The sequence below is a fragment of the Paenibacillus sp. MMS18-CY102 genome, from assembly GCF_009789195.1.
Lineage (GTDB): Bacteria > Bacillota > Bacilli > Paenibacillales > Paenibacillaceae > Paenibacillus_T.
In genome coordinates this window covers 80,657-100,434 of sequence record NZ_WSTC01000009.1, presented here as the reverse complement: position 1 = coordinate 100,434, position 19,778 = coordinate 80,657, and the positions used below count along the sequence as shown (strand labels likewise).

The 19,778-nt window shown below is 52.2% G+C and carries 16 protein-coding genes; all 16 read right to left on the bottom strand.

Annotation, left to right across the window (positions count from 1 at the left end):
- Window positions 1-16: 16 nt before the first annotated feature.
- Window positions 17-1,309, bottom strand: a complete 1,293-nt coding sequence (gene hflX, locus GON22_RS08705) for a GTPase HflX (protein WP_160395724.1) — start codon at window positions 1,307-1,309, stop codon at window positions 17-19.
- A gap of 37 nt (window positions 1,310-1,346) precedes the next feature.
- Window positions 1,347-2,354: an AAA family ATPase gene (locus GON22_RS08700; RefSeq protein WP_160395723.1), complete on the bottom strand. Its 1,008-nt coding sequence runs from the start codon at window positions 2,352-2,354 to the stop codon at window positions 1,347-1,349.
- A 139-nt stretch (window positions 2,355-2,493) separates the two neighbouring features.
- Complete coding sequence (locus GON22_RS08695) at window positions 2,494-3,186, bottom strand: YdcF family protein (protein ID WP_160395722.1); 693 nt, start codon at window positions 3,184-3,186, stop codon at window positions 2,494-2,496.
- Window positions 3,187-3,197: 11 nt separating this feature from the next.
- Window positions 3,198-3,755: a DUF402 domain-containing protein gene (locus tag GON22_RS08690; RefSeq protein ID WP_160395721.1), complete on the bottom strand. Its 558-nt coding sequence runs from the start codon at window positions 3,753-3,755 to the stop codon at window positions 3,198-3,200.
- A 213-nt stretch (window positions 3,756-3,968) separates the two neighbouring features.
- The gene (locus GON22_RS08685; protein ID WP_202113156.1) at window positions 3,969-4,610 is read right to left on the bottom strand and encodes a peptidylprolyl isomerase; all 642 of its coding nucleotides are present in this window, start codon (window positions 4,608-4,610) and stop codon (window positions 3,969-3,971) included.
- Between the two features lie 74 nt (window positions 4,611-4,684).
- Window positions 4,685-7,390: a PBP1A family penicillin-binding protein gene (locus GON22_RS08680; protein ID WP_160395720.1), complete on the bottom strand. Its 2,706-nt coding sequence runs from the start codon at window positions 7,388-7,390 to the stop codon at window positions 4,685-4,687.
- Between the two features lie 157 nt (window positions 7,391-7,547).
- Window positions 7,548-7,787 (bottom strand): RNA chaperone Hfq, encoded by a 240-nt coding sequence (hfq, locus tag GON22_RS08675; RefSeq protein ID WP_006036762.1) that lies wholly within the window; start codon window positions 7,785-7,787, stop codon window positions 7,548-7,550.
- Window positions 7,784-8,791, bottom strand: coding sequence for a tRNA (adenosine(37)-N6)-dimethylallyltransferase MiaA (miaA, locus tag GON22_RS08670; RefSeq protein ID WP_160395797.1), 1,008 nt, complete (start codon window positions 8,789-8,791; stop codon window positions 7,784-7,786). Before miaA ends, hfq begins: the two co-directional genes overlap by 4 nt.
- A gap of 25 nt (window positions 8,792-8,816) precedes the next feature.
- On the bottom strand, window positions 8,817-9,611 hold the full coding sequence (locus GON22_RS08665) for a class I SAM-dependent methyltransferase (RefSeq protein ID WP_160395719.1): 795 nt from the start codon (window positions 9,609-9,611) through the stop codon (window positions 8,817-8,819).
- Complete coding sequence (mutL, locus tag GON22_RS08660) at window positions 9,608-11,755, bottom strand: DNA mismatch repair endonuclease MutL (protein ID WP_160395718.1); 2,148 nt, start codon at window positions 11,753-11,755, stop codon at window positions 9,608-9,610. The genes GON22_RS08665 and mutL overlap by 4 nt, the downstream gene beginning before the upstream one ends.
- 57 nt (window positions 11,756-11,812) lie before the next feature.
- Window positions 11,813-14,596: a DNA mismatch repair protein MutS gene (gene mutS, locus GON22_RS08655; RefSeq protein ID WP_160395717.1), complete on the bottom strand. Its 2,784-nt coding sequence runs from the start codon at window positions 14,594-14,596 to the stop codon at window positions 11,813-11,815.
- Between the two features lie 98 nt (window positions 14,597-14,694).
- Window positions 14,695-16,293: a putative amidoligase domain-containing protein gene (locus tag GON22_RS08650; protein WP_160395716.1), complete on the bottom strand. Its 1,599-nt coding sequence runs from the start codon at window positions 16,291-16,293 to the stop codon at window positions 14,695-14,697.
- A gap of 128 nt (window positions 16,294-16,421) precedes the next feature.
- A complete protein-coding gene (locus GON22_RS08645) occupies window positions 16,422-16,988 on the bottom strand; it encodes an outer spore coat protein CotE (RefSeq protein ID WP_160395715.1) in 567 nt (188 codons plus the stop codon).
- A 103-nt stretch (window positions 16,989-17,091) separates the two neighbouring features.
- A complete protein-coding gene (locus tag GON22_RS08640; protein ID WP_160395714.1) occupies window positions 17,092-18,066 on the bottom strand; it encodes an aromatic acid exporter family protein in 975 nt (324 codons plus the stop codon).
- 42 nt (window positions 18,067-18,108) lie between these two features.
- Window positions 18,109-18,906, bottom strand: a complete 798-nt coding sequence (locus GON22_RS08635; RefSeq protein ID WP_442954366.1) for an ABC transporter permease — start codon at window positions 18,904-18,906, stop codon at window positions 18,109-18,111.
- Window positions 18,907-18,955: 49 nt separating this feature from the next.
- Entirely contained in the window at window positions 18,956-19,771 is an 816-nt protein-coding gene (locus GON22_RS08630; RefSeq protein WP_160395712.1) for an ABC transporter ATP-binding protein, read from the bottom strand.
- Window positions 19,772-19,778 lie beyond the last annotated feature (7 nt).

Genomic DNA, 19,778 nt, shown 5'->3' with positions numbered 1-19,778 from the left:
CAATTTCGACTCTCCCTTATTCCGTAACCATCATGTATGGTTCAAGTGTCTTTAGATGCTTTTCGTAATCTGCCCTATTCAGTTCAACAGTCAGCAATAGCTGCTCGCCGTCAACTTCTTGAGACCGTACTTCTCCTGTTCGGTAAATAAGCGCAACCAAATCACCGCGATCTGCAGGCACGCCAAAGGTTCGCGTATCTCCTGTCAAATGGTCTTGTATCGACTGGCGCAGCCGATCAAGATCGAGAAGCTCGTAAGCGCTAATGACCATCGACTCGCCCCCGTCTGGCAACAGCATACGCTCTTGTGGCGGGCACATGTCCTTCTTGTTATAAATAGTTAAAGTCGGCTTCCCTGACGCGCCGAGTTGGCCTAGCACCTCATCCACTACCCGCATTTGGTCCGCTCTTGTAGGCGACGAGCTGTCCACGACATGGAGGACCAAATCTGCTTCGCATACTTCTTCTAGCGTCGCACGAAACGCAGCAACCAGATCATGCGGCAGATTTTGGATAAACCCTACTGTGTCGGTCAGAATGATTTCCTTGCCGCTCGGCAGCTCCAGCAATCGGGAAGTTGGGTCCAGCGTTGCGAATAATTGGTTTTCGACATATACATCGGCATCCGTCATCTCACGGAGCAAGGTAGACTTGCCAGCATTCGTATAGCCAACCAACGCAACCTGTACGGCTCCCGCTTTCTTGCGGCGTTCACGGTGAAGCTTGCGGTGGCGCACCACCTCTTCCAGCACACCTTTCAGATCAGAGATGCGATCCCGAATATGCCGGCGATCGGTCTCAAGCTTAGACTCGCCGGGTCCGCGCGTTCCGATGCCACCGCCTAATCGCGATAAATTTTTGCCATGGCCGGATAGCCGAGGAAGCAAGTAGCTCAGTTGCGCCAATTCTACCTGAATAATGCCTTCACGCGTCTTGGCACGCTGCGCAAAAATATCGAGTATAAGCTGCGTACGGTCAATAATTTTGAGATCCAGTGATTCCTCGAGATTTCGAACCTGAGCACCTGACAGCTCTTGGTCGAATATCGCCGTAGTCGCGCCCATTTCTTCAGCAATAGCACGAAGCTCCTCGACCTTGCCTTTGCCAATAAACCATCTCGTATCTTTTGATTCCTTGTTCTGTGTCAAAGTCGCCAACACTTCCACGCCAGCCGTCTCGGCCAGGTTGACGAGCTCATCGAGTGAATGCTCGGGATTCATGCCGCTTCGTTTATTTTCAGGCGTTACTAAACTGACTAGGACTGCACGTTCAGCTAAGCCGTATTCTACCTCGTGGGTAACGTTGCGCATCGTTTGTCGGTGCACTCCTTCCAAACCAATCTACAGCTTAAGTATAACCAACTTCACGCCTTCCGCCGCTAGACTGCCCTTCCAGCTTCACATCCTCAGGCCGGATGGCCATCAGCTCTTGCTTGCCCGGCGAGCTGTTCGCATATTGCGATAACAGCCTCACGGCTTGATGGCGAATCGATTTTTCAATCATGTTCCGAACATATCGTGCGTTGCTGAATGAGAATATAGACATATGCTTCTCCTGCATCAGATGCTGGCGCATCTTGAATACAGTCTGCGGCAGCAGTGCATAATCACGGTCTTTGGCCATTAGCTCAGCAATTTGAATTAATTGGTCAATCGAATAATCCGGAAAATCAATCTGGATCGGAAAACGTGACGGAAGGCCCGGGTTCGTCATGAGAAAATGCTCAATCTCCGCCGGATAGCCCGCTAAGATGAGCACAAATTGATTACGCATGTCTTCCATCGCTTTTACAAGCGTATCAATCGCTTCCTTGCCAAAGTCCTTCTCGCCACCGCGTGCGAGGCTGTATGCTTCATCGACGAACAATACGCCGCCAACGGCTTTCCGTACGAGATCACGTGTTTTTTGGGCTGTATGCCCAATGTATTCGCCAACAAGATCTGCCCGTTCAACCTCAATAAGATGGCCTTTCGTTAACACGCCCATCTTCTGCAGCAGCTTCGCAACAATACGTGCAATTGTTGTTTTTCCAGTACCTGGATTGCCTTTGAAAATCATGTGGTAAACATGGGCGCCGCCATGCAGCCCAGCCTCAGATCGCATTTGTGCAATTTGAAGCATCGCATATATTTCATAGACAAGCGATTTGACATTATCCAAGCCGACCATTACATCGAGTTCTTTCTGGATGTCGGCATAATGGTCACCGGGTGGCAGCGGTTTAACAGCTGCGAGCGGTTCCTGGTCAGCTATAGGCGCAGCAGCGCCATTCGAATCATGACTGCGTAGCACTACATTGATTTGGCGGGATGGCCGAGTTCCGCTCTTCGCCCCCGACGCGATTTGGTCGTTCATTTCGCTCGATCACCTGTCCCTTCAATCCCGTCGCTGCTAACAGCTGGCTATGCACGGACATGCGCGGGCCAGCTATCGCTATATACAGCTTATTCTGGAAGTCGGGCAAAAAGTATGGTTTTGATCGGGCAACTTCACACTACTGGTTAAAATACGCGATCTCAGGCACTTTCACTTTCCAGCCAAATCGTAGCGCAACCGCATCTACTTTCCATTTGGTGTAGGCTAACACCTCTCGCGATTGATTGTATTTGATCTTCAAAACTTTAGATTTGAACGGTGCCATTACTGGCTTATGAAAACCTACATATCGGGCAATTTCGGCTGAGCGGGACGCATGATAGTCATGGGTGACGATGAGCACCTGCTTCATCCCATCACGATCCGTAATTTGCTTGCTAAATAACAGATTTTCATAAGTGCTGGTCGCCTTATTCTCGATTAACAGCTTGGAATTGGGGATGCCGCGCGCGGTCAAATAACGGCGCATGCCTTCCGCTTCCGTTATCGTTGAGCCATTGCCATCTAATCCGCCGGTTAAGATCAGCTTGTCCGCTTTTCCTAGCTTATACAGGCTGTATGCGTAATCCAACCGCTCCTTGAGCCCTGGGCTTGGCTTGTCATCCCATAAGGCTGCCCCTAATACGATCATCACATCTGCCTTAGGCAGCGACTGTGGCATTGGCCTCTTCACATCGTTAATGAGCCAGAGTAAATAGCCGCACCAAAGGACGCCCAGTACAGCTACCCAGGCGACGATGCGTAACAATAGGAGCAGCGGCGAACGCTTCCGGCGACGCCGGGCACCGCTGCCCATTTTCGATTTGTTCATCACAACGCTCCTCATGATTCGCTAAGCTCTCCCGACCGCTCGGTTAAGCTCTTTCGATGCTTGAGGCTGAGCGTAAAATAACGAAACCGCCCATTGCGGATTGCAGATAATAGCCTTCCTGCTGTCTTCCGTGCCATTGCGGCGTCTTTGCCTGTTACATCTCCTTGCCTAATTGCATCCTCTAGCTCATCTTCATCGAGCAGGAAAACTTCACCGCTTGGCAAAACTACGATATCCAAATACAAATCATCAAACCATGGGACCTGCTGGTCCGTCATTCCTTGTGTCTTACAAATATCAATGTACCATTGGACAACGCGCCCTTTGTCATCGAACATCGTCGTCACAACAAAGTGTTCGCCCCGCGGAAAATGCTGCATCCATAAATAACCGCGATCTGCAAGGCAATGCCGCCTGCCGTTATACTCTTTCCAGAGCGGTTCCCTTAGTTCATGAATCCGATAAAAAGTGACGAGCCCTCGAAACTCGTCTCCGTCCATGGCAAGACACATATAGCTCTTACGCAAAATACGCCGCCAGTTAGCCCGGTCCGAAAATTTTCGTTTCATGCGGAACGTACCTTTCCGTTAAGATGCGAAAAAAGCCGCCAACCCCTGTGGCGAGCCCTTCCTTCCAACACGTCGCTTCCAACAATTTACCTTAAAAAAAGCTTACCACAATCTAGGTTCCATCACCAGCGTACGCACAAAATAAACCAAGCACTGTTGTCCCTATAGAAAAAGGAGAAGCGCAAGAAACGCTCCTCCTATCTTTTATGCTCATTATTTCTCTTTAATATCAATGCTGTTAATCGTTATTTTTTCTTTCGGCTTGGAGTTATACTCGCCGTCCTCAATAATGGGCGATTTGGCAATCGCCAGCACTGCTTCCATACCTTCAGTTACTTGGCCAAAAATCGTATAGTTCGGCTGCAAATTCAAGTTTGCACAGTCTGGGCCTGTACAAATAAAGAACTGGCTTCCGCCGGAATCCGGCGATCCTGAATTGGCCATCGCTACAGTGCCTAAGCCATATTTATGATCCGACCCAAGCTCGTCCGGAATATTGTATCCCGGACCGCCAGAACCAGTGCCAGTAGGATCTCCGGTCTGAATCATGAAGCTCTCGATGATACGGTGAAATAGTACGCCATCATAAAACTTTTGTTTGGCCAGATAAACGAAATTATTAACCGTTGTTGGTGCATCGCTCGCAAACAAATCGATACTGAAGTCGCCTTTGCTCGTGTGGAACTCGGCGCTATACGTTTTGTTCGGATCGATCTCCATCTCTGGCATTTTGCTTAGCTGCTTCACTCCCGCATTGGCATTCTTGCTGCCGCATCCTGCTGTTGCTAATGCTAACAGCAGAATCGACAGCAGCAGAACACCCATACGTAATTGCTTGCTAGATAATTTCATCATCGGTTAACCCTCGCCTCTCCAGTCATTCAGACTTGTATGGTCAGCCGGAACCGGACAGCCGAGCGCGTAGCCGCCTAAGGGGTTGGAACAAGTGGATCTGGCACGAGCGGCGTTACATTCTCATCGCCATTGCTGCTTGTCGCTGGCGTATCTTGGCCAGCAGTCCCCCCGTTAACCGCACCAGCGTTGCCACCTGTAGATTCCCCGCCAGCATTGCCATTGGTGGTGCCAGAAGTGTCCCCTTGCCCGCTGTTGTTTCCTGTTCCTGCTTCACTGCTATTCGAATTTCCAGAATTGCTGTTGTTATTGCCCGTACCCGTGTTATTGCCAGTGCCGCTCGAATTCCCGTTGTTTCCATTTCCAATACCGTTGCCGTTGCCGTTATTGCCTTGTCCATTCCCATTGCCTTGGCCGTTACCCGAACCGTTGTTCCCCGAATCGCCAGGGGTAGCACCGCCATCTCCGCCTTCATTACCATCTGTAGGCGGCTCAACTGGCGTCGTTGGCTCAACAGGCTCCATAGGCTCTAGTTCCTCCGGCGGAACAACGAGTGCAACTGCTGCGGAAGGCGTGCTTTCCGTATCCGTAGCTGCATCATACGCAGTCACATAATACTGGTACGATAATCCTGGCGCTACGCCCATATCCTCAGCAGAAGAGCCTGATGCGACATCTAATAAACGTGTAAAATCAGCTTCGCTCGTCTCTTTCCGATATACGCGGTATACGAGGTTTTCGCCAGCAGCAGGCTGCCAGATCAACTTAGCCGTATGAGTGTTGGCATCATACTGGGCGGATAAACCAGCCACTTGCTTAAGCTCTTTAGCCGTTTCCTCAGGCTCTTCTTGTTCAACTTTATGGAAGCTATCCCGAGGCACATCCTTCATCGCTTCGGACATGATTTTGCCGAATAGCGCCGCTGCCTGGCCGCTGCTCTTCGTGAGCAAATGATCCTTGTCCGTCTTATCGTAACCCATCCAGACGGCTGCTGTCCATTCAGGTGTATATCCTACGAACCAGACATCACGGTTGGCACTCGATTTAAGCCCTTTGACGCCGTGCTGTGTCGTGCCTGTCTTGCCTGCGACCGGACGATCCAGACGCGCTTTCGTGCCTGTGCCGCCTTGTTCGGTTACGCCGGACATAATCTCAGTTAAGCCAGACGCCGTCGACTCTTTAATCAGCTGCTTTGCTTTCGGTTCATGATACGTGTAGACAGGATCGTCATTTTTATTGTCAATGCTCGTGACAGAATGCGGATCCACACTCTTGCCTTCGTTCGCAAATACGCTATAGGCCGTTGCCATCTGTTCTGGCGATACGCCATTGGTCAACCCGCCTAATGCAATGGCTAAGTTGCGGTCTTGGTCGCTAAGCTCGAAGCCTAGCTTCTTGGCGAAATCCAGCCCTTTATCGATGCCGATCTGATTCAGCATCCAGACCGCTGGCAAGTTACGGGACTCTTTAATTGCTTGCTTCATGCTAACTGCACCGATATATTTCACTTTATTAGAGTCAGTCGGGCAATATTTGCCGAAGCATTGCTTATCGTCACGCAAAGTCGAATTCGGCGTAAATTCGCCTGATTCCAGCGCTGGGCCATAGGCAGAGATCGGCTTAAATGATGAGCCTGGCTGCCTTTGCTTGGTGACGCGATTCCACGAATTTTTCTCGTAGTCCCGGCCGCCTGCAATCGCTTGAATCTCGCCATTGCGATGGTCCAATATCATCATAGAGCCCTGCACTTTTATATCGTCAACACTCTTCTCAAAGTTATCATCATCCGAAAATTCTTTTTCTACCACTTTCTGGGCGACCGGATTGAGCGTCGTATGGATTTTGTAGCCGCCGATCCGCAGCTCCTCTTCACTAATGCCGCTCTTCTCAACCGCTTCATCAATAATATAATCGACGAATGCAGGATACAGCTGCGGATTCGCCTGCTTATTCATCATCGATGGCTTATATTCCGCTGCCGCTGCTTCGTCTTTCTCAGCCTGCGTAATATACCCTTGGTCCAGCATTAGCTTCAGCACAACGCCGCGGCGTGTTTTGGACGCATCAGGATCATTAATTGGATTGTAACGGTTAGGCGCCTTCGGCATCCCTGCCAACGTCGCCATCTGCCATAATTTCAGATCCTTCGGCTCAACGCCAAAATAATACTCGGACGCCTGCTTAATGCCATACATGCCTTTGCCGAAGTAGATCCGGTTCAAATACATTTCCAATATTTCGTCCTTGGTCTTATTGTTCTCTAGCGCAATGGCGATTGAAGCCTCTGTCGCTTTGCGGAAGAACGTTTTATCAGCCGACAAGAAAATGTTTTTGGCCAACTGCTGTGTAAGCGTACTGCCGCCCTCTACCGCGCTTCTAGCGACGACGTCTTTCACAATCGCCCGGCCGATCGAGAAGAAATCAATACCCGAGTGCTGATAAAACCGTTGGTCCTCAGTTGCAATGAACGCATTTTGCAGCGTCTTCGGAATTTGGGAAAGCTCAATGTTCTCACGTGCATCATTCACATTGTATAACGAAGCAATTTCGTTATTGTTCTTATCATAGACGTGGGAAGCTTCGGGCAAAATCAACTTTTCTTGGTTAGCGGTCAAGATGCGCTCGCCATTCAAAATAATAAATAAATACCCGATAATGCCGCACACGACTGCAAGTGCAGCTGTAAAAAACAAAATAAGAAACACTTTCTTGGATGATAACCGTTTCTTCTTTCTTGGTTTCTTGGCTTTACTTTGCCTAGTTCGTGGTTGTTCCTCCGTCATGGTGATGACTCCCTCCTATACAAATCTTTATCTATGCGTATCATTACCCGCAAATGAAAAGAACAACCCACTCTAAGAGCGGGTTGTTCATTCATGCCGCTATTCTGATAGACGAATTGGTCCGGATGAAGGTTTCATCTTGCCTGAACAGCCTCTATTAATGATCGTTGGAGTGATCTTGCATCAGTGAAACATTACGTTGTGGGGTAAACGTCGAGATCGCATGCTTGTAGACCATTTGTTGACGGCCTTCGCTATCGATGACGATCGTAAAATTATCGAACGCTTTGATGACGCCACGAATTTGGAAGCCGTTCGTTAAATAGACCGTTACCGGGACGCTGTCCTTGCGCAGCTGGTTCAAAAACGTATCCTGAATGTTAATGGTTTTGTTCATTGGCCGTTACCCCCGTCTAAAAAAGATTGATTAGAAGTATATTCAATTCGTACCCCGATCTTTCCTGCTATTATATCATGAACTGCTGCTATTTTGTTGTGAAAATTTTCATCGGACTCTACCCACGCAATATCCTTCATATGGCGGAACCACGATAGTTGCCGTTTGGCAAACCGCCTTGTATCCCGCTTCAACAATTCGACAGATTCCGCTAACGAGCATTCCCCTGCCAAATAGGGCAAAAACTCTTTATAGCCAAGCCCTTGCATCGATACAGCATCATGGGCGATGCCTGTTTCAATAATGCGCCGCGCCTCCGCTTCAAGCCCTTGCTCCATCATCAAATCGATTCGGGCATTGATGCGCGCATAAAGCTTCTGGCGATCCATGTTTAAACCGATGATGCACAAGTCATAAGGCGAGGTTTTGGTCTGGCGGCCGAGCTGCTCGGACATTTTCTCGCCAGTCAGCTTATAGATCTCTAACGCACGGATAATGCGCCTGCGATCATTAGGATGCAACCGCTCAGCTGATTCGGGATCAGCCTCCGCAAGCTTGGCATGAAGCGCCTCGGCGCCTTGCTCCTCGGCAAACTGTTCTAGCTCCATTCGAAACGCAGGATCCGACCCGCTCTCCGCAAACTCGAAACCATAGCAAACGGACTCTACATATAACCCGGTGCCTCCAACGATAAAAGGCAGCTTGCCGCGTGCTGTGATCTCCTGAATAAGGCGCTGGCACTCCGCTTGAAAATCAGCTGTCGAATAGGGCTCGTCCGGCTCGCGAATGTCAATCAAATGATGGACGATCCCTTGCCGCTCGTCGGGCATTATTTTTGCTGTTCCGATATCCATGCCTCGATATACCTGCATAGAGTCGCCAGAAATAATCTCGCAATTGTAAGCTTTAGCAATGTCCAGGCTTAATTGCGTTTTGCCAACCGCTGTTGGCCCTATAAGCACTAGCAGCTTAGGCTTGCCTTCGCCGCGACCTGATTGGCTCACTGTCTCGCTCGATGATGCTGCGGCGTTATTGTCCTGCGTCAACTCGAATCACTCCGTACGTAATTTTCGATGTTTTCTTTGTTTTGCAGCGCGTGAAGCCTAGCCGCTCGAACTCTGCACAATCCTTCTGTTCCTTTAGCATCACGCATTTGCGCGCTACCCGCTTGGCTTGCTCCACAGCTTCGCTGGATAAGGGATTGTAGTTCGCAAGCGCGCGAAGCGGCCCGATTGCGCTAGACTCCTCGATCGCCTCCTGAAACATCGGGTCAAAATAGACGATATCTACACTCTTATCCGGCAGTTGGGACAAGTATTCCGTGTGATTCGCTAGCCGCATCGTGATTCGCCGCATCGCGTCATCCGCATCAGGAAGCCCTGATTTATAGCTTTGCAAGCCCTCGCGAATGACCGCATATAGGACAGGCTCGCTTTCCAGCGCCGTTATCGTACCCTCAGCGCCGACTGCAACTGAAAAGACGAGCGAATCCGCACACATGCCAGCTGTACAATCCACGACCGAATCGCCGGGAGCACATCCTGACAGCTCAATCAACGGATCTGGCTCGCCTCGCAGCAGCCGCTTCACACGCACAAACGCCATACTGGGATGATAATATAGCGGCTGTCCAGACGTTGCCCCTTCGTAGAATCGGACTTCATTCTCCAATACGACCAGCAGGCGGTTCTCCTTGTTATCATCTATCAGTTGGCTTAACGTACGCCCCCGGCGAAGCAGAAACCGGCCCGACAGTTCCTCTGCCAGCGCCCTCGCTTTCGCCAAGGACGTCTCTGATGGCTTAGAAGCCGTCGTTACAATCATGACATCACCCGTTTGAACATTTTTTCCAATTGATAGGACGAGATATGCACGACGATCGGGCGGCCATGAGGGCATGTATACGGTTGCCCGCATGCGCCGAGCCGATCCATCAACGCTTCGCCTTCTTCTCGCGTCAGCCGCTGGTTCGCTTTAATCGATGCTTTGCATGAGCACATGATAGCGGATTTTTCCCGAAGCTTCTGAATATCGACGTTCTTCCGCTCCTGCAGCACCCACTCAATCATCTCTTCAATAATCGGCTGCTCATCCCCAGCTGGAAGCCATTCAGGATGGGCGCGCACAAGAAACGTATTCGTGCCGAACGCTTCCAGCTCCAAGCCAACTTCTGCGAGCAGCTCCAGTTTATCATGGAGTTGCGCTGCTTCTCCAGCTGTCAGCTCCAGCGTGATCGGCACGAGCAACTGCTGGGCAGCCTGCTGCGGCCTGCCGAACCTCTCCACATAGTATTCGTAATGTATCCGTTCATGCGCAGCGTGCTGGTCGATCATGTACAGCCCGTCTTCGCTCTGCGCGATTAGATATGTGCCGTGCAGTTGCCCGATCCATGATAGCTCGGGAAAAGGCGGCGTCTCCGGGTCACGTTCGACAGCCAATCTAGGAGGCAATCCTGTTAGCTGCCTATCGTCTGCCAAGCGGTTCGGCATCGTTGCCGTAACTGCTTCCGACTGTTGAAATGCTGCTAAGCCCGGTGAAGTCGCCAAATTCGCTGCCGTCGCTTCTGCAGTTGATTGTTCTTCTGGCGCAGGCGCATAAAAATCAGCATCGTCACCAGGCGTTTCACGCAACACCTGGCTTGGCTCAGCAGATGCAGTTGGCTTGGCATAAAGCCGTTCCGTTGCATCAGGAGGCACATTATCGCGTGCCCCCTGCCCATTTAAGCGGCCTGCCGGCCACGATGAGCCATAGTTGCCTGCTCCCAAGCTGAAAGATCCGCTGCCTATTGAGTTTGAAGCATTGCCGCTTGAAACTTTTCCGCCAGGCGATGCCCCTAACCCAGTGCGTCCGATTACCGATTCCCCGCCACGCAACGCAGAAGGGAAGCCCGGCTCCGGCCGATGAAAAGCAATTCGCTCCTGCACATATACAGGCTTCGAACGCTCTTCGTCGTCCCCTGAAGCTGGTTCTGGAATGTAACGGTCACGCCCCAACGTTTTGCGGACCGCTTGCTCGATGAGCTCCCTTAGTTCCGATTCTTTACTGAAGCGAACTTCCATTTTGGATGGATGGACGTTCACGTCCAGCAAGGACGGATGCATCGCAATCTCAAGCGTGACAAGCGGGAACCGGTTAATGGGAAGCAACGTATGGTAGCCTTGCAGCAGCGCTTGGTTAACCGAAAAGCTTCGAATATATCGTCCATTCACGATCACCGTTATTGCATTGCGATTCGCACGGGTCAGCTCTGGTTTGGACACATAGCCATTCAACATGTAATCGGGCGTTTCGCCTTCGACCGGCAACATAGCCTTAGCCGTACTTGTCCCGTACACAGCAGCGATGACTTGCAATCGGTCGCCAGTGCCTGGCGTACGCAGCAATTCATTGCCGTTATGCTTCAACGAGAAAGCTATGCCAGGATGTGCAAGCGCGATCCGATTCACATAATCGCTAATATGGCCGAGCTCCGTCTGAATCGACTTCATATACTTTAAACGCGCGGGCGTGTTGTAAAACAGGTCCCTAACGCTCATTTCCGTGCCTTGCGGAGCGCTAACAGGCCCAGATTGCTGGACTGTGCCGCCTTCGATGACCAATTGCTTGCCAAGCCCATCCGCCGTCGGGGAAGAGATGCACGTTACGCGTGACACAGCCGCGATACTTGGCAATGCTTCGCCCCGGAAACCGAGGCTAGCAATCCGAAACAAATCCGCACTGGACAGCAGCTTGCTCGTCGCATGCCGCTGGAAAGCCGTTTCAATTTCGTCAGGCTCGATGCCTGCGCCATTATCGATGACCCGGATTAGGTTTAAGCCACCTTCCTCTATGGTGAGATCAATCGTCGTCGCACCGGCGTCAACCGCATTTTCGACTAGCTCCTTAACGACAGATGCCGGACGCTCAACAACTTCGCCAGCTGCAATCTGGTTAGCTAGCTGTTCATCCAATACACGTATGTTCGCCATCCCGTACTCCTCCTCGCCATGCATGCTTCCAAACCAAACACGTGCTATCCGTTAATCTTAAAGGTCATTCAGCTTCATTTTCATTTCATTGAGCCATTGCAGCGCCTGCATCGGCGTCATGTTCAACACATCAAGCTTGCGCAATCGCTCGGAGACGAGTTCCGCCTTAGGCGAGAGCTTTCGCTTGTTGCTTTCTTGCTGATTTTCCACGGGCGCCGCTGGTGCTGCAGGCTCATCCCCGAAAATCGAAAGCTGTACGATTGGGCCGCTTATCGTTTGTTCAGTCGCAACGGCAGCAGACGTTGGCTGCTGTTCCGTTGTTTCCAGCAGTCCATCATAGGCTGCCGCTGTCTCATGCAATGCCTCTTGCTCAATTGTACGCATCATCGCGCTTGCGCCATCTTGAACCGCCTTCGGCGAACGTGCATTGTTTTCTGAAAGCGTAGCTGTCGAATCGCCTTCTTCTAATAACGAATAAGCCCTGCCGATAATGGAGTCAGGCAGCCCGGCAAGCCTTGCGCAATAAACGCCATAACTTGAGCTCGCAGCTCCCGGAACCAATTTTCGCAAAAATGTAACATTGTCCCCATCCTCGCGAACGGCCATGCATGCGTTAGATAACGAAGGCAGCGACTGTTCCAGATGCGACAATTCATGAAAATGGGTCGAAACGAGCGCTTTGCAGCCGATTTCATCATGGACATATTCGATGACCGCCTGCGCAATGGCCATGCCCTCGTTCGTTGAGGTTCCCCGTCCCAGCTCATCAATGATGACGAGGCTGCGGCTAGACGCCTTTTCGGTCATGACTTGAATATCTTTCATTTCGACCATGAACGTGCTCTGCCCTCCGACAAGATCATCGGCTGCGCCAATTCGCGTGAATATCCGGTCTACAAGCGGCAACGTCGCCGACTTAGCAGGCACGAAGCAGCCAATCTGCGCCATGACACAAAGTAACGCAGCTTGCCGCATATACGTACTTTTGCCCGCCATATTAGGTCCGGTGATCAAGAGCATCGACTGGCTTTCTTTCGAAAGCTGCGTGCCGTTAGCCATAAACGGCGCGCCGTCCATAACGGCTTCTACGACCGGGTGTCGGCCATCCTCTACGAACATGTCGAAGCCATCCGTAACCGTTGGGCGAACAAAACGCCGCTCGGCACTAATGGCAGCAAGCGATTGCAGTGCATCAAGAGAAGCAATCCGTTCCGCAAGCTTTTGCAGGCGGCTCAATTGGCCAGCAATCTGCTCGCGTAGCTGAACGAACTGCTCGTACTCTAGATCAACCATCTTCTCTTCCGCTTCGAGAATAAGCCGTTCCTTTTCCTTCAGCTCCGGCGTCACATAACGCTCAGCATTCGCAAGCGTCTGCTTCCGTTCATAGCGGCCTTCTGGGAGCCCAGCGATGTTCGCCTTGGACACTTCAAGATAATAGCCAAATACTTTGTTGTAGCCGATCTTAAGCGACTTGATCCCCGTTGCTTCACGTTCCGACCGTTCAAGCTCTGCGAGCCAGCGTTTGCCGTCTGTGCTAGCTTCCCGCAGCCGGTCCAAATACTCATCCGTCCCCGAGCGAATGAGGCCGCCCTCACGTACGGAAACAGGCGGCTCATCGACGATCACCCGCTCAATTGCATCCGCTATATCGGAGCATTCATCGAGAGCATCGAACAAAGCTTGCAGCGTCGCATCTCCTGAACTTGCGCACAGCGCGGCAAGCGCTGGCACACGGCGCAGCGATAACTTCAATGCGTTGAGGTCTCGCCCGTTTGCACTGCCGAATGCCACGCGGCCAACAAGCCGCTCTAGATCATAAATTTCACTAAGCTCTCGGCGAACATCGTCCCGCAAAATCAAATCGCGGAATAATGCAGATACCGCAGACAGCCGTTCTTCTATCGCAACAACGCTAAGCAACGGCTTGTCTACCCAGCGGCGAAGCAGCCTTGCACCCATTGACGTTTGCGTTCGGTCCAGCAGCCATAGGAGCGAGCCCTTCTTGCTCCGGTCGCGGACCGTCTCCGTCAGCTCGAGATTGCGGCGCGTGAACGGATCCAAAATCATATATTGGTTCGGCTCATAACGGCGAATCGTCCGCACATGGCCGAAGGAACGTTTTTGTGTATCGGCAAGGTAGCCGGTAAGGGTTGCAATGACGAGCAAACGTTCTTGCTCCAGCCCCTGCAGCGGCTGCTCGCCGAACTGCTCCACAACGCCAGACAATGCCATAGGCTCCCGCGGCGTCAGTACGATCGGGCGCGGCCAGCTAGCTGCGTAGGCTTTCAACTGCTCTAGCAACGATTCATCCCCGACGATCTCGGCAGGATGATAGACGTTTATCTCGTCAAGGACAGCCTCGACGCCGCCCATTGCGAACGATGTAACATACAACTCACCTGTCGACAGGTCGCATGCAGCAAAGCCGATTCGCCCCTCCTGCTCCGCAACGCCTACGATGAAGTTATTCGCTTTATCTGCGAGCGACTTCGATTCCATAACCGTGCCGGGCGTAACGACGCGAACGATCTCACGGCGAACGACGCCTTTGGCTGCCGCAGGGTCTTCCACCTGTTCGCAGATGGCAACCTTATAGCCTTTTTCAATAAGGCGAGCGATATAGTTTTCAGCGGAATGGTAAGGCACGCCACACATCGGAATCCGTTCAGCTCCGCCTGCTTCCCGCCCCGTTAACGTAATCTCAAGCTCACGTGAAGCTAGCACTGCATCATCAAAAAACATTTCATAAAAATCGCCGAGACGGAACAAGAGGAACGCATCCTTCGCTTGCTCCTTGATGGACAAATATTGTTGCATCATCGGGGTATAAGTCGGTGCCATGAAGCCCCTCCGTACGAATGAATGATTTTAAACACTATCCTTCATTATAGCACGAAGTAGGAAGGGCCGCATGGGATGTTATCAAAGGCAAATTGAGGTTAGGCCAATGGCCCAACACGCCATTTGATCCGAATATCAGCATCCTCATTCCAAACTGAGCCCCTGTGCGCGGCTTCGAACAAAGGCTCGATCAACCGGAAATACTGAGCATAGGATGGGGCGGCAGCAAGTTCAGATGTAATCGAATCTAATTCGTTCACAAGCATGGAACGGTCTCCTGCATAAAAGGCAGCTTCCGCCTGCTCATCAAGCGCCGGCCTATATGGCAGCCGCCAAGTGTCTTGTGCACATAGAAGCAGCAGCGCGAAAGACGCTTTCGCTGCAGCAGGAGAGACAAGCCAGCTAGGGAGCGTCCGATATTCAAAACCGCCATGTGCCTGTCGGCGAAAGTCGCCTAACAATCCATAACGCGGCCGGCGGGCTTGCCCGCGCTCATGCTCTACCATTGCCATGGGCAAAGCGAGATAACGGTCCAACTGGCGCAAGATTCGGCTAGTAAGTGCGGCTCCGCTCACATGGACATGGCCGCCAAGCGCGATGCCAGGTAATGGCATCGCTCCAGCAGCCCACCGTAGCGTCCTATCCTTCACCCGCTCATTCGCCCTTGCCAGCTGATGGCGAACCGACCGTGCCAGCCCCTCCGGCGTTGGCGACGGATCAGGCCGCAGTTCGCCGATTGGATACATCAGCCGGTTACGGACCAATAGCGCATCTGCGCCCGCTCCGCCCATCCTCCCCAGATAGCGGTCAGCTGGCGCAATTCTCCCATCTGCCCGTAGCAATACAAATTCAGGATCTGCGCCGATAAGAATTTGTGCTGGCGCGCTTGCCCGCATTACAGCGTACTGTGCATCGAAAGCGCCGATCGCATCCCGCCAAATCCCCGCAAGCCTGCCGCCTTCCCGGCTCGGTCGGCTTATCGCAAGCGCTGCCGTTTTGCCCTCGCCACTGAGCGCGATGAAAACATCCGCTAAATCCAGTCCTGCCGCATATACCGCCCGCACGGCCGTCCGTGCTACGCGGCGCAGCATCGGGTCAGCAGCTAGCATAACCGCAATAGCTGGTGCAGCTTGAGCCTGCTGTTGCTGGCGCATCAACGCCGCTGTTCCACACCGCTGCATCGCAATCGGTTCGAGATGAAAAACCGACACGCAGTACACACGACAGCCTTCGGCAATCGCAGCGTTTATCCGCTCATCACGGGATAACAAGCCAGCATCGCTATCTCTTGCTGAGCTGTCCAGCTTCTCCCTATCACTAGCCGAAGCCGAATGCAGCTCCCAAAGCAATCCAGCCCTGCGCCAGCGGCGGAGCACGCTGCGATGATCCGCCACCCCTGTTCCAGCCGTACCGGCGGCATAAAGCGTCCACGGCCTATTTTGGTCACTTGCCGCTTTCCCTGTTTCATCGCTCCAGCCTCTCTCGCCTTCACGAGCGGCCAACCATGAGCCTTCGCCTCTGCCCAGCACGATAACAGCATCTTGCTGCGCAATGAAAGAAGCGGCATTCGCTTCGCGATAGCCGCTCCCCTGTTCGTTCGCCGCATTTCCAACGGCATCTACTCTCGCAAGCCCACTTGCCCCAGCTCGCTCATCCCACACCCAAACACGTGCTGCCGTCGCACTGCCTTCCCGCATACGGCGACCCTCCCTCGAACTTCCTCTGCAAGAAAGCCCAAAAAACAAAAAGAGGGCTGACGCCCTCGAATTCGCCGCATGCGGCGCATATCCTATTTGTAAACCGCCCCCTGAAGGCGGCTTACCCCTTACACCTCGTCGTCGAGCAGATCCGGATCCAGATCCTCGTAGTCTCCGTCGTCGCCGAGCCCATACTCGATATCCTTGCCGTCGAGATCTTCCACACCGCCTGGAACGCAAGCTACAAACACTTTCGTCTCGGCGATCATCTCTACGGCAAATTCCCGCTCCACCCGAATGGTGACGCTCGAACCGTTCGACGAGATGTTTGCCTCGATGCAGTTCGGTTCTTGCGTTGCATCAGCCGACACCTCTTCGGTCGTCGCACGATGTTTCGGGTCTACATACGAAAGCGGTATGTTTTCCACATAGGATACCGTTTCTTTCGCCACCTCGGTTTGCGAGTTTTTGCTGTAAGAATACCAGATGTTAATATCGTAAGTACCAATAACCTCGATGCCGTCGCCCGAACGAACCGCTTCATATTGGTGGTTGATAATCCACGCGCCGAGGATGCTCGTGGGATTATGAGGCGGTGTTACGGTATGGGTCACTGTGGAAAACTTACGACCTTTGCCGCAGACAGCTTTCGTGATAATCTCTCTGTACTGAAGCTGTTTATCTGCAAGTGCCATCGATTATAACCTCCTCCATACAATCATTCATTTAAAGTGTATGCAGGACATTCGTCTAGGGTGACTGAATCTTTGTAACGCCTCAACGAATTTTCTTCCCTATCTATTGTATGGCCTTAGAATCGCGAACATGACTCTTCTTTCGTTTGCTACGTTTTGCCGTTGCGAGATAACGTTCGAGCTCCCTGCACAGCTGAAACAGCGAAGCACGCACCTCGAACTCCTTACGGGTTTGGGGAAGATCCATCGACCGGAACTCGTTCTCCAGTGCCGTCAGGCGTTCTTCCACCTTTCCTTCATAAACATCCGATTTCACATCATCCATCAGCGATTCCAGCAGCTCTGCGATTTGCTCGCCCTGAGGCACGCTCTCATAGACGAATGCAAGCAGGACGAGCATTTGCTGGATGGAATCCAATTGATACTTCCGCATGAGAAAATACACTTCCCAATACCGTTCGCCTCGGCCGAAGCGGTTTTCCCGGCTAACCGCCGCTCGAAATATGCCATGGTCGATCGCCTTATGCGCCTCCAGCAGCTCGTTGCCATCCCATACATGAGCCGGATCGCGAAGCGTATGAGCCATCTGCCGGAAAATTTCGCCGAACAGCCGCTCCGTTTCCGAACGCATCGCAGCCAAACGCTTCTCCTCCGTCGGCATATAGATGAGGTTAATGATCGTCGCCCAGCCTAAGCCAGCCAACAGCAGCATAATTTCATTGCGGATAAGCGCTGTTGTCACTTCGCCATGATCAAATATATGAAAGACGATGACCGAGGATGTGACAATCCCATCCTTCAGCTGAAATCGCGCAAGCAGCGGAAACGTAACGAGAATGAACAACGAGACGGCCCAGATATGAAACCCTAGTGTTTCAAAAAGAATCGATGCAAGAAATAACCCGAGTACAGCGGCCACGAATCGAACGAGCGAGCTCTTCAGCCCCTTCATTCGCGTAACCTCAACGCCGAGAATAGCCAAAATGCCCGCCGATAACGGCGGGCTCAAATCGAAGTAGACAGCCGTATAGATCGCCGCTAAGGCGGCTAACGCTGTTTTAATGACACGAATTCCCATCACAGCATCCCTCATCCGAACAACCAATTTTGTTCTTATATCCTACCGCTCGCGCCGTCCGCCCGTCAACCTGCGCTCTAAGATAGCCACAAGCTGGTACATGACCGTCGCAACGATTGCAATAACGAACAAACTGCCCAGAACGAGCGTAAAGTTGAACACTTGGAAGCCGTAAATAATGAGATACCCAAGCCCTAGCTTCGCAACGAGAAATTCTCCGACGATGACGCCGACCCACGATAAGCCGACATTCACCTTCAACGTCGATATGATAACGGGGAACGAGGCCGGTACAATGACGTACCAGAACGTTCGCAGCCGGGAAGCGCCAAACAGGCGAACAACTTTAATATAGCCTTCTTCCACTTCACGGAATTGATTGTATATGTTAAGGGTCGTAATGATGACGGTCACCGACAATGTCGTGACGACGATCGAGAGAAATCCCGGTCCCAGCACGACAATGAAGATTGGCCCAAGCGCAACCTTCGGCATACTGTTCAAGACAACCAAGTAAGGATCCAATACGCGCGATACAAAAGGGAATAGCCATAGCAGCGCAGCTAGCAGCGTGCCCATCAACGTGCCAAGAATGAAGCCGCCAACTGTCTCGCCGACCGTCATTCCAACATGCGGCCATAACGTTCCATCTTGTACCATGTCGCCGAGCAGGTTTACTATTCGTGAAGGAAAGCTGAACAGAAGGGGATCTATCCACTTGTTTCGTCCTGCAGCTTCCCACAATCCAATGAAGAGAACCAATATAACGGTTCGAACAACAAACACTGCTGCGGTGCGGCGGCGCGCCCGTTTCTGATGTTCCGCATATAAAGGCTTCATCCATTCGCTGGAGGCGCTCGTATGGGCCACTGGCTGATTGTTTAGCTCGTTATGCATATGGCCCTCCCCTTTCCTCCAGCTCACTTGTTGCCAATTCGGTATGATCAAGCTCTGTCCACAATCGTTCGAACACGGATTGGAACATCGCATGCCGGCGCGCCTCCATTGGCGGGATCAATCGAAGCTCATCTGGAATATCGACCGTTAGCCGGATATGCCCCGGGTTTCGCCCAAGGACAATAACCCTGTCACTCATCGCCGCAGCCTCAGCCAAATCATGCGTGACTAGTACGGCCGTCTGCTTGCGCCGGCGAATCGTTTGCCACACGAGATCCTCCAGTTGCAGCTTTATATGCATATCCAAGGCGGAAAACGGCTCATCAAGCAGCATGATATCCGGCTCTGTAGCGAGCGTCCGGGCAAGCGCGACACGCTGCCGCATGCCCCCTGACAGCTCCTGCGGGTAACGCGTTTCCGTACCTCCGAGCTCTAGCTCCTCCAGCAAGCGCTGGACACGAGCCGTCCCCTCCTTCGTCAGCCTGCCGCTAATTGCAAGGCCGATACATGCATTATCCTTAATCGTCCGCCAAGGGAACAAATAATCCTGCTGCAGCATATAGCCGACTGCTGTAGATGGCCCGCTCACCGGCTTGTGCCCAATCAACACTTCGCCTCGCGTAGGCTTCAACAAGCCTGCAATGAGATGCAGCAGCGTGGTTTTGCCGCAGCCGCTAGGCCCGACTAGACTAACGAATTCGCCTTCACGGATCGCCAGATCGATGGTTTCAACGGCAAGCGAAGCACCTTTGTCGTTGACGTACACATGCGAAACGTTCCTCAGCTGCAGCTTCTTTAGCTCCAGCATTGCTCGC

Coding starts and splice junctions, on each gene's coding strand:
- mutL (WP_160395718.1), bottom strand. CDS start 11,755: ATGGCGAACATACGTGTATTGGATGAACAGCTAGCTAACCAGATTGCA.
- GON22_RS08685 (WP_202113156.1), bottom strand. CDS start 4,610: ATGATGAAATTATCTAGCAAGCAATTACGTATGGGTGTTCTGCTGCTG.
- GON22_RS08700 (WP_160395723.1), bottom strand. CDS start 2,354: ATGAACGACCAAATCGCGTCGGGGGCGAAGAGCGGAACTCGGCCATCC.
- GON22_RS08680 (WP_160395720.1), bottom strand. CDS start 7,390: ATGACGGAGGAACAACCACGAACTAGGCAAAGTAAAGCCAAGAAACCA.
- GON22_RS08630 (WP_160395712.1), bottom strand. CDS start 19,771: ATGCTGGAGCTAAAGAAGCTGCAGCTGAGGAACGTTTCGCATGTGTAC.
- GON22_RS08690 (WP_160395721.1), bottom strand. CDS start 3,755: ATGAAACGAAAATTTTCGGACCGGGCTAACTGGCGGCGTATTTTGCGT.
- mutS (WP_160395717.1), bottom strand. CDS start 14,596: ATGGCACCGACTTATACCCCGATGATGCAACAATATTTGTCCATCAAG.
- GON22_RS08640 (WP_160395714.1), bottom strand. CDS start 18,066: ATGGGAATTCGTGTCATTAAAACAGCGTTAGCCGCCTTAGCGGCGATC.
- GON22_RS08650 (WP_160395716.1), bottom strand. CDS start 16,293: ATGCGGGAAGGCAGTGCGACGGCAGCACGTGTTTGGGTGTGGGATGAG.
- hflX (WP_160395724.1), bottom strand. CDS start 1,309: ATGCGCAACGTTACCCACGAGGTAGAATACGGCTTAGCTGAACGTGCA.
- hfq (WP_006036762.1), bottom strand. CDS start 7,787: ATGAACAAAACCATTAACATTCAGGATACGTTTTTGAACCAGCTGCGC.
- GON22_RS08695 (WP_160395722.1), bottom strand. CDS start 3,186: ATGAACAAATCGAAAATGGGCAGCGGTGCCCGGCGTCGCCGGAAGCGT.
- GON22_RS08635 (WP_442954366.1), bottom strand. CDS start 18,906: ATGAAGCCTTTATATGCGGAACATCAGAAACGGGCGCGCCGCCGCACC.
- GON22_RS08665 (WP_160395719.1), bottom strand. CDS start 9,611: ATGATTGTAACGACGGCTTCTAAGCCATCAGAGACGTCCTTGGCGAAA.
- GON22_RS08645 (WP_160395715.1), bottom strand. CDS start 16,988: ATGGCACTTGCAGATAAACAGCTTCAGTACAGAGAGATTATCACGAAA.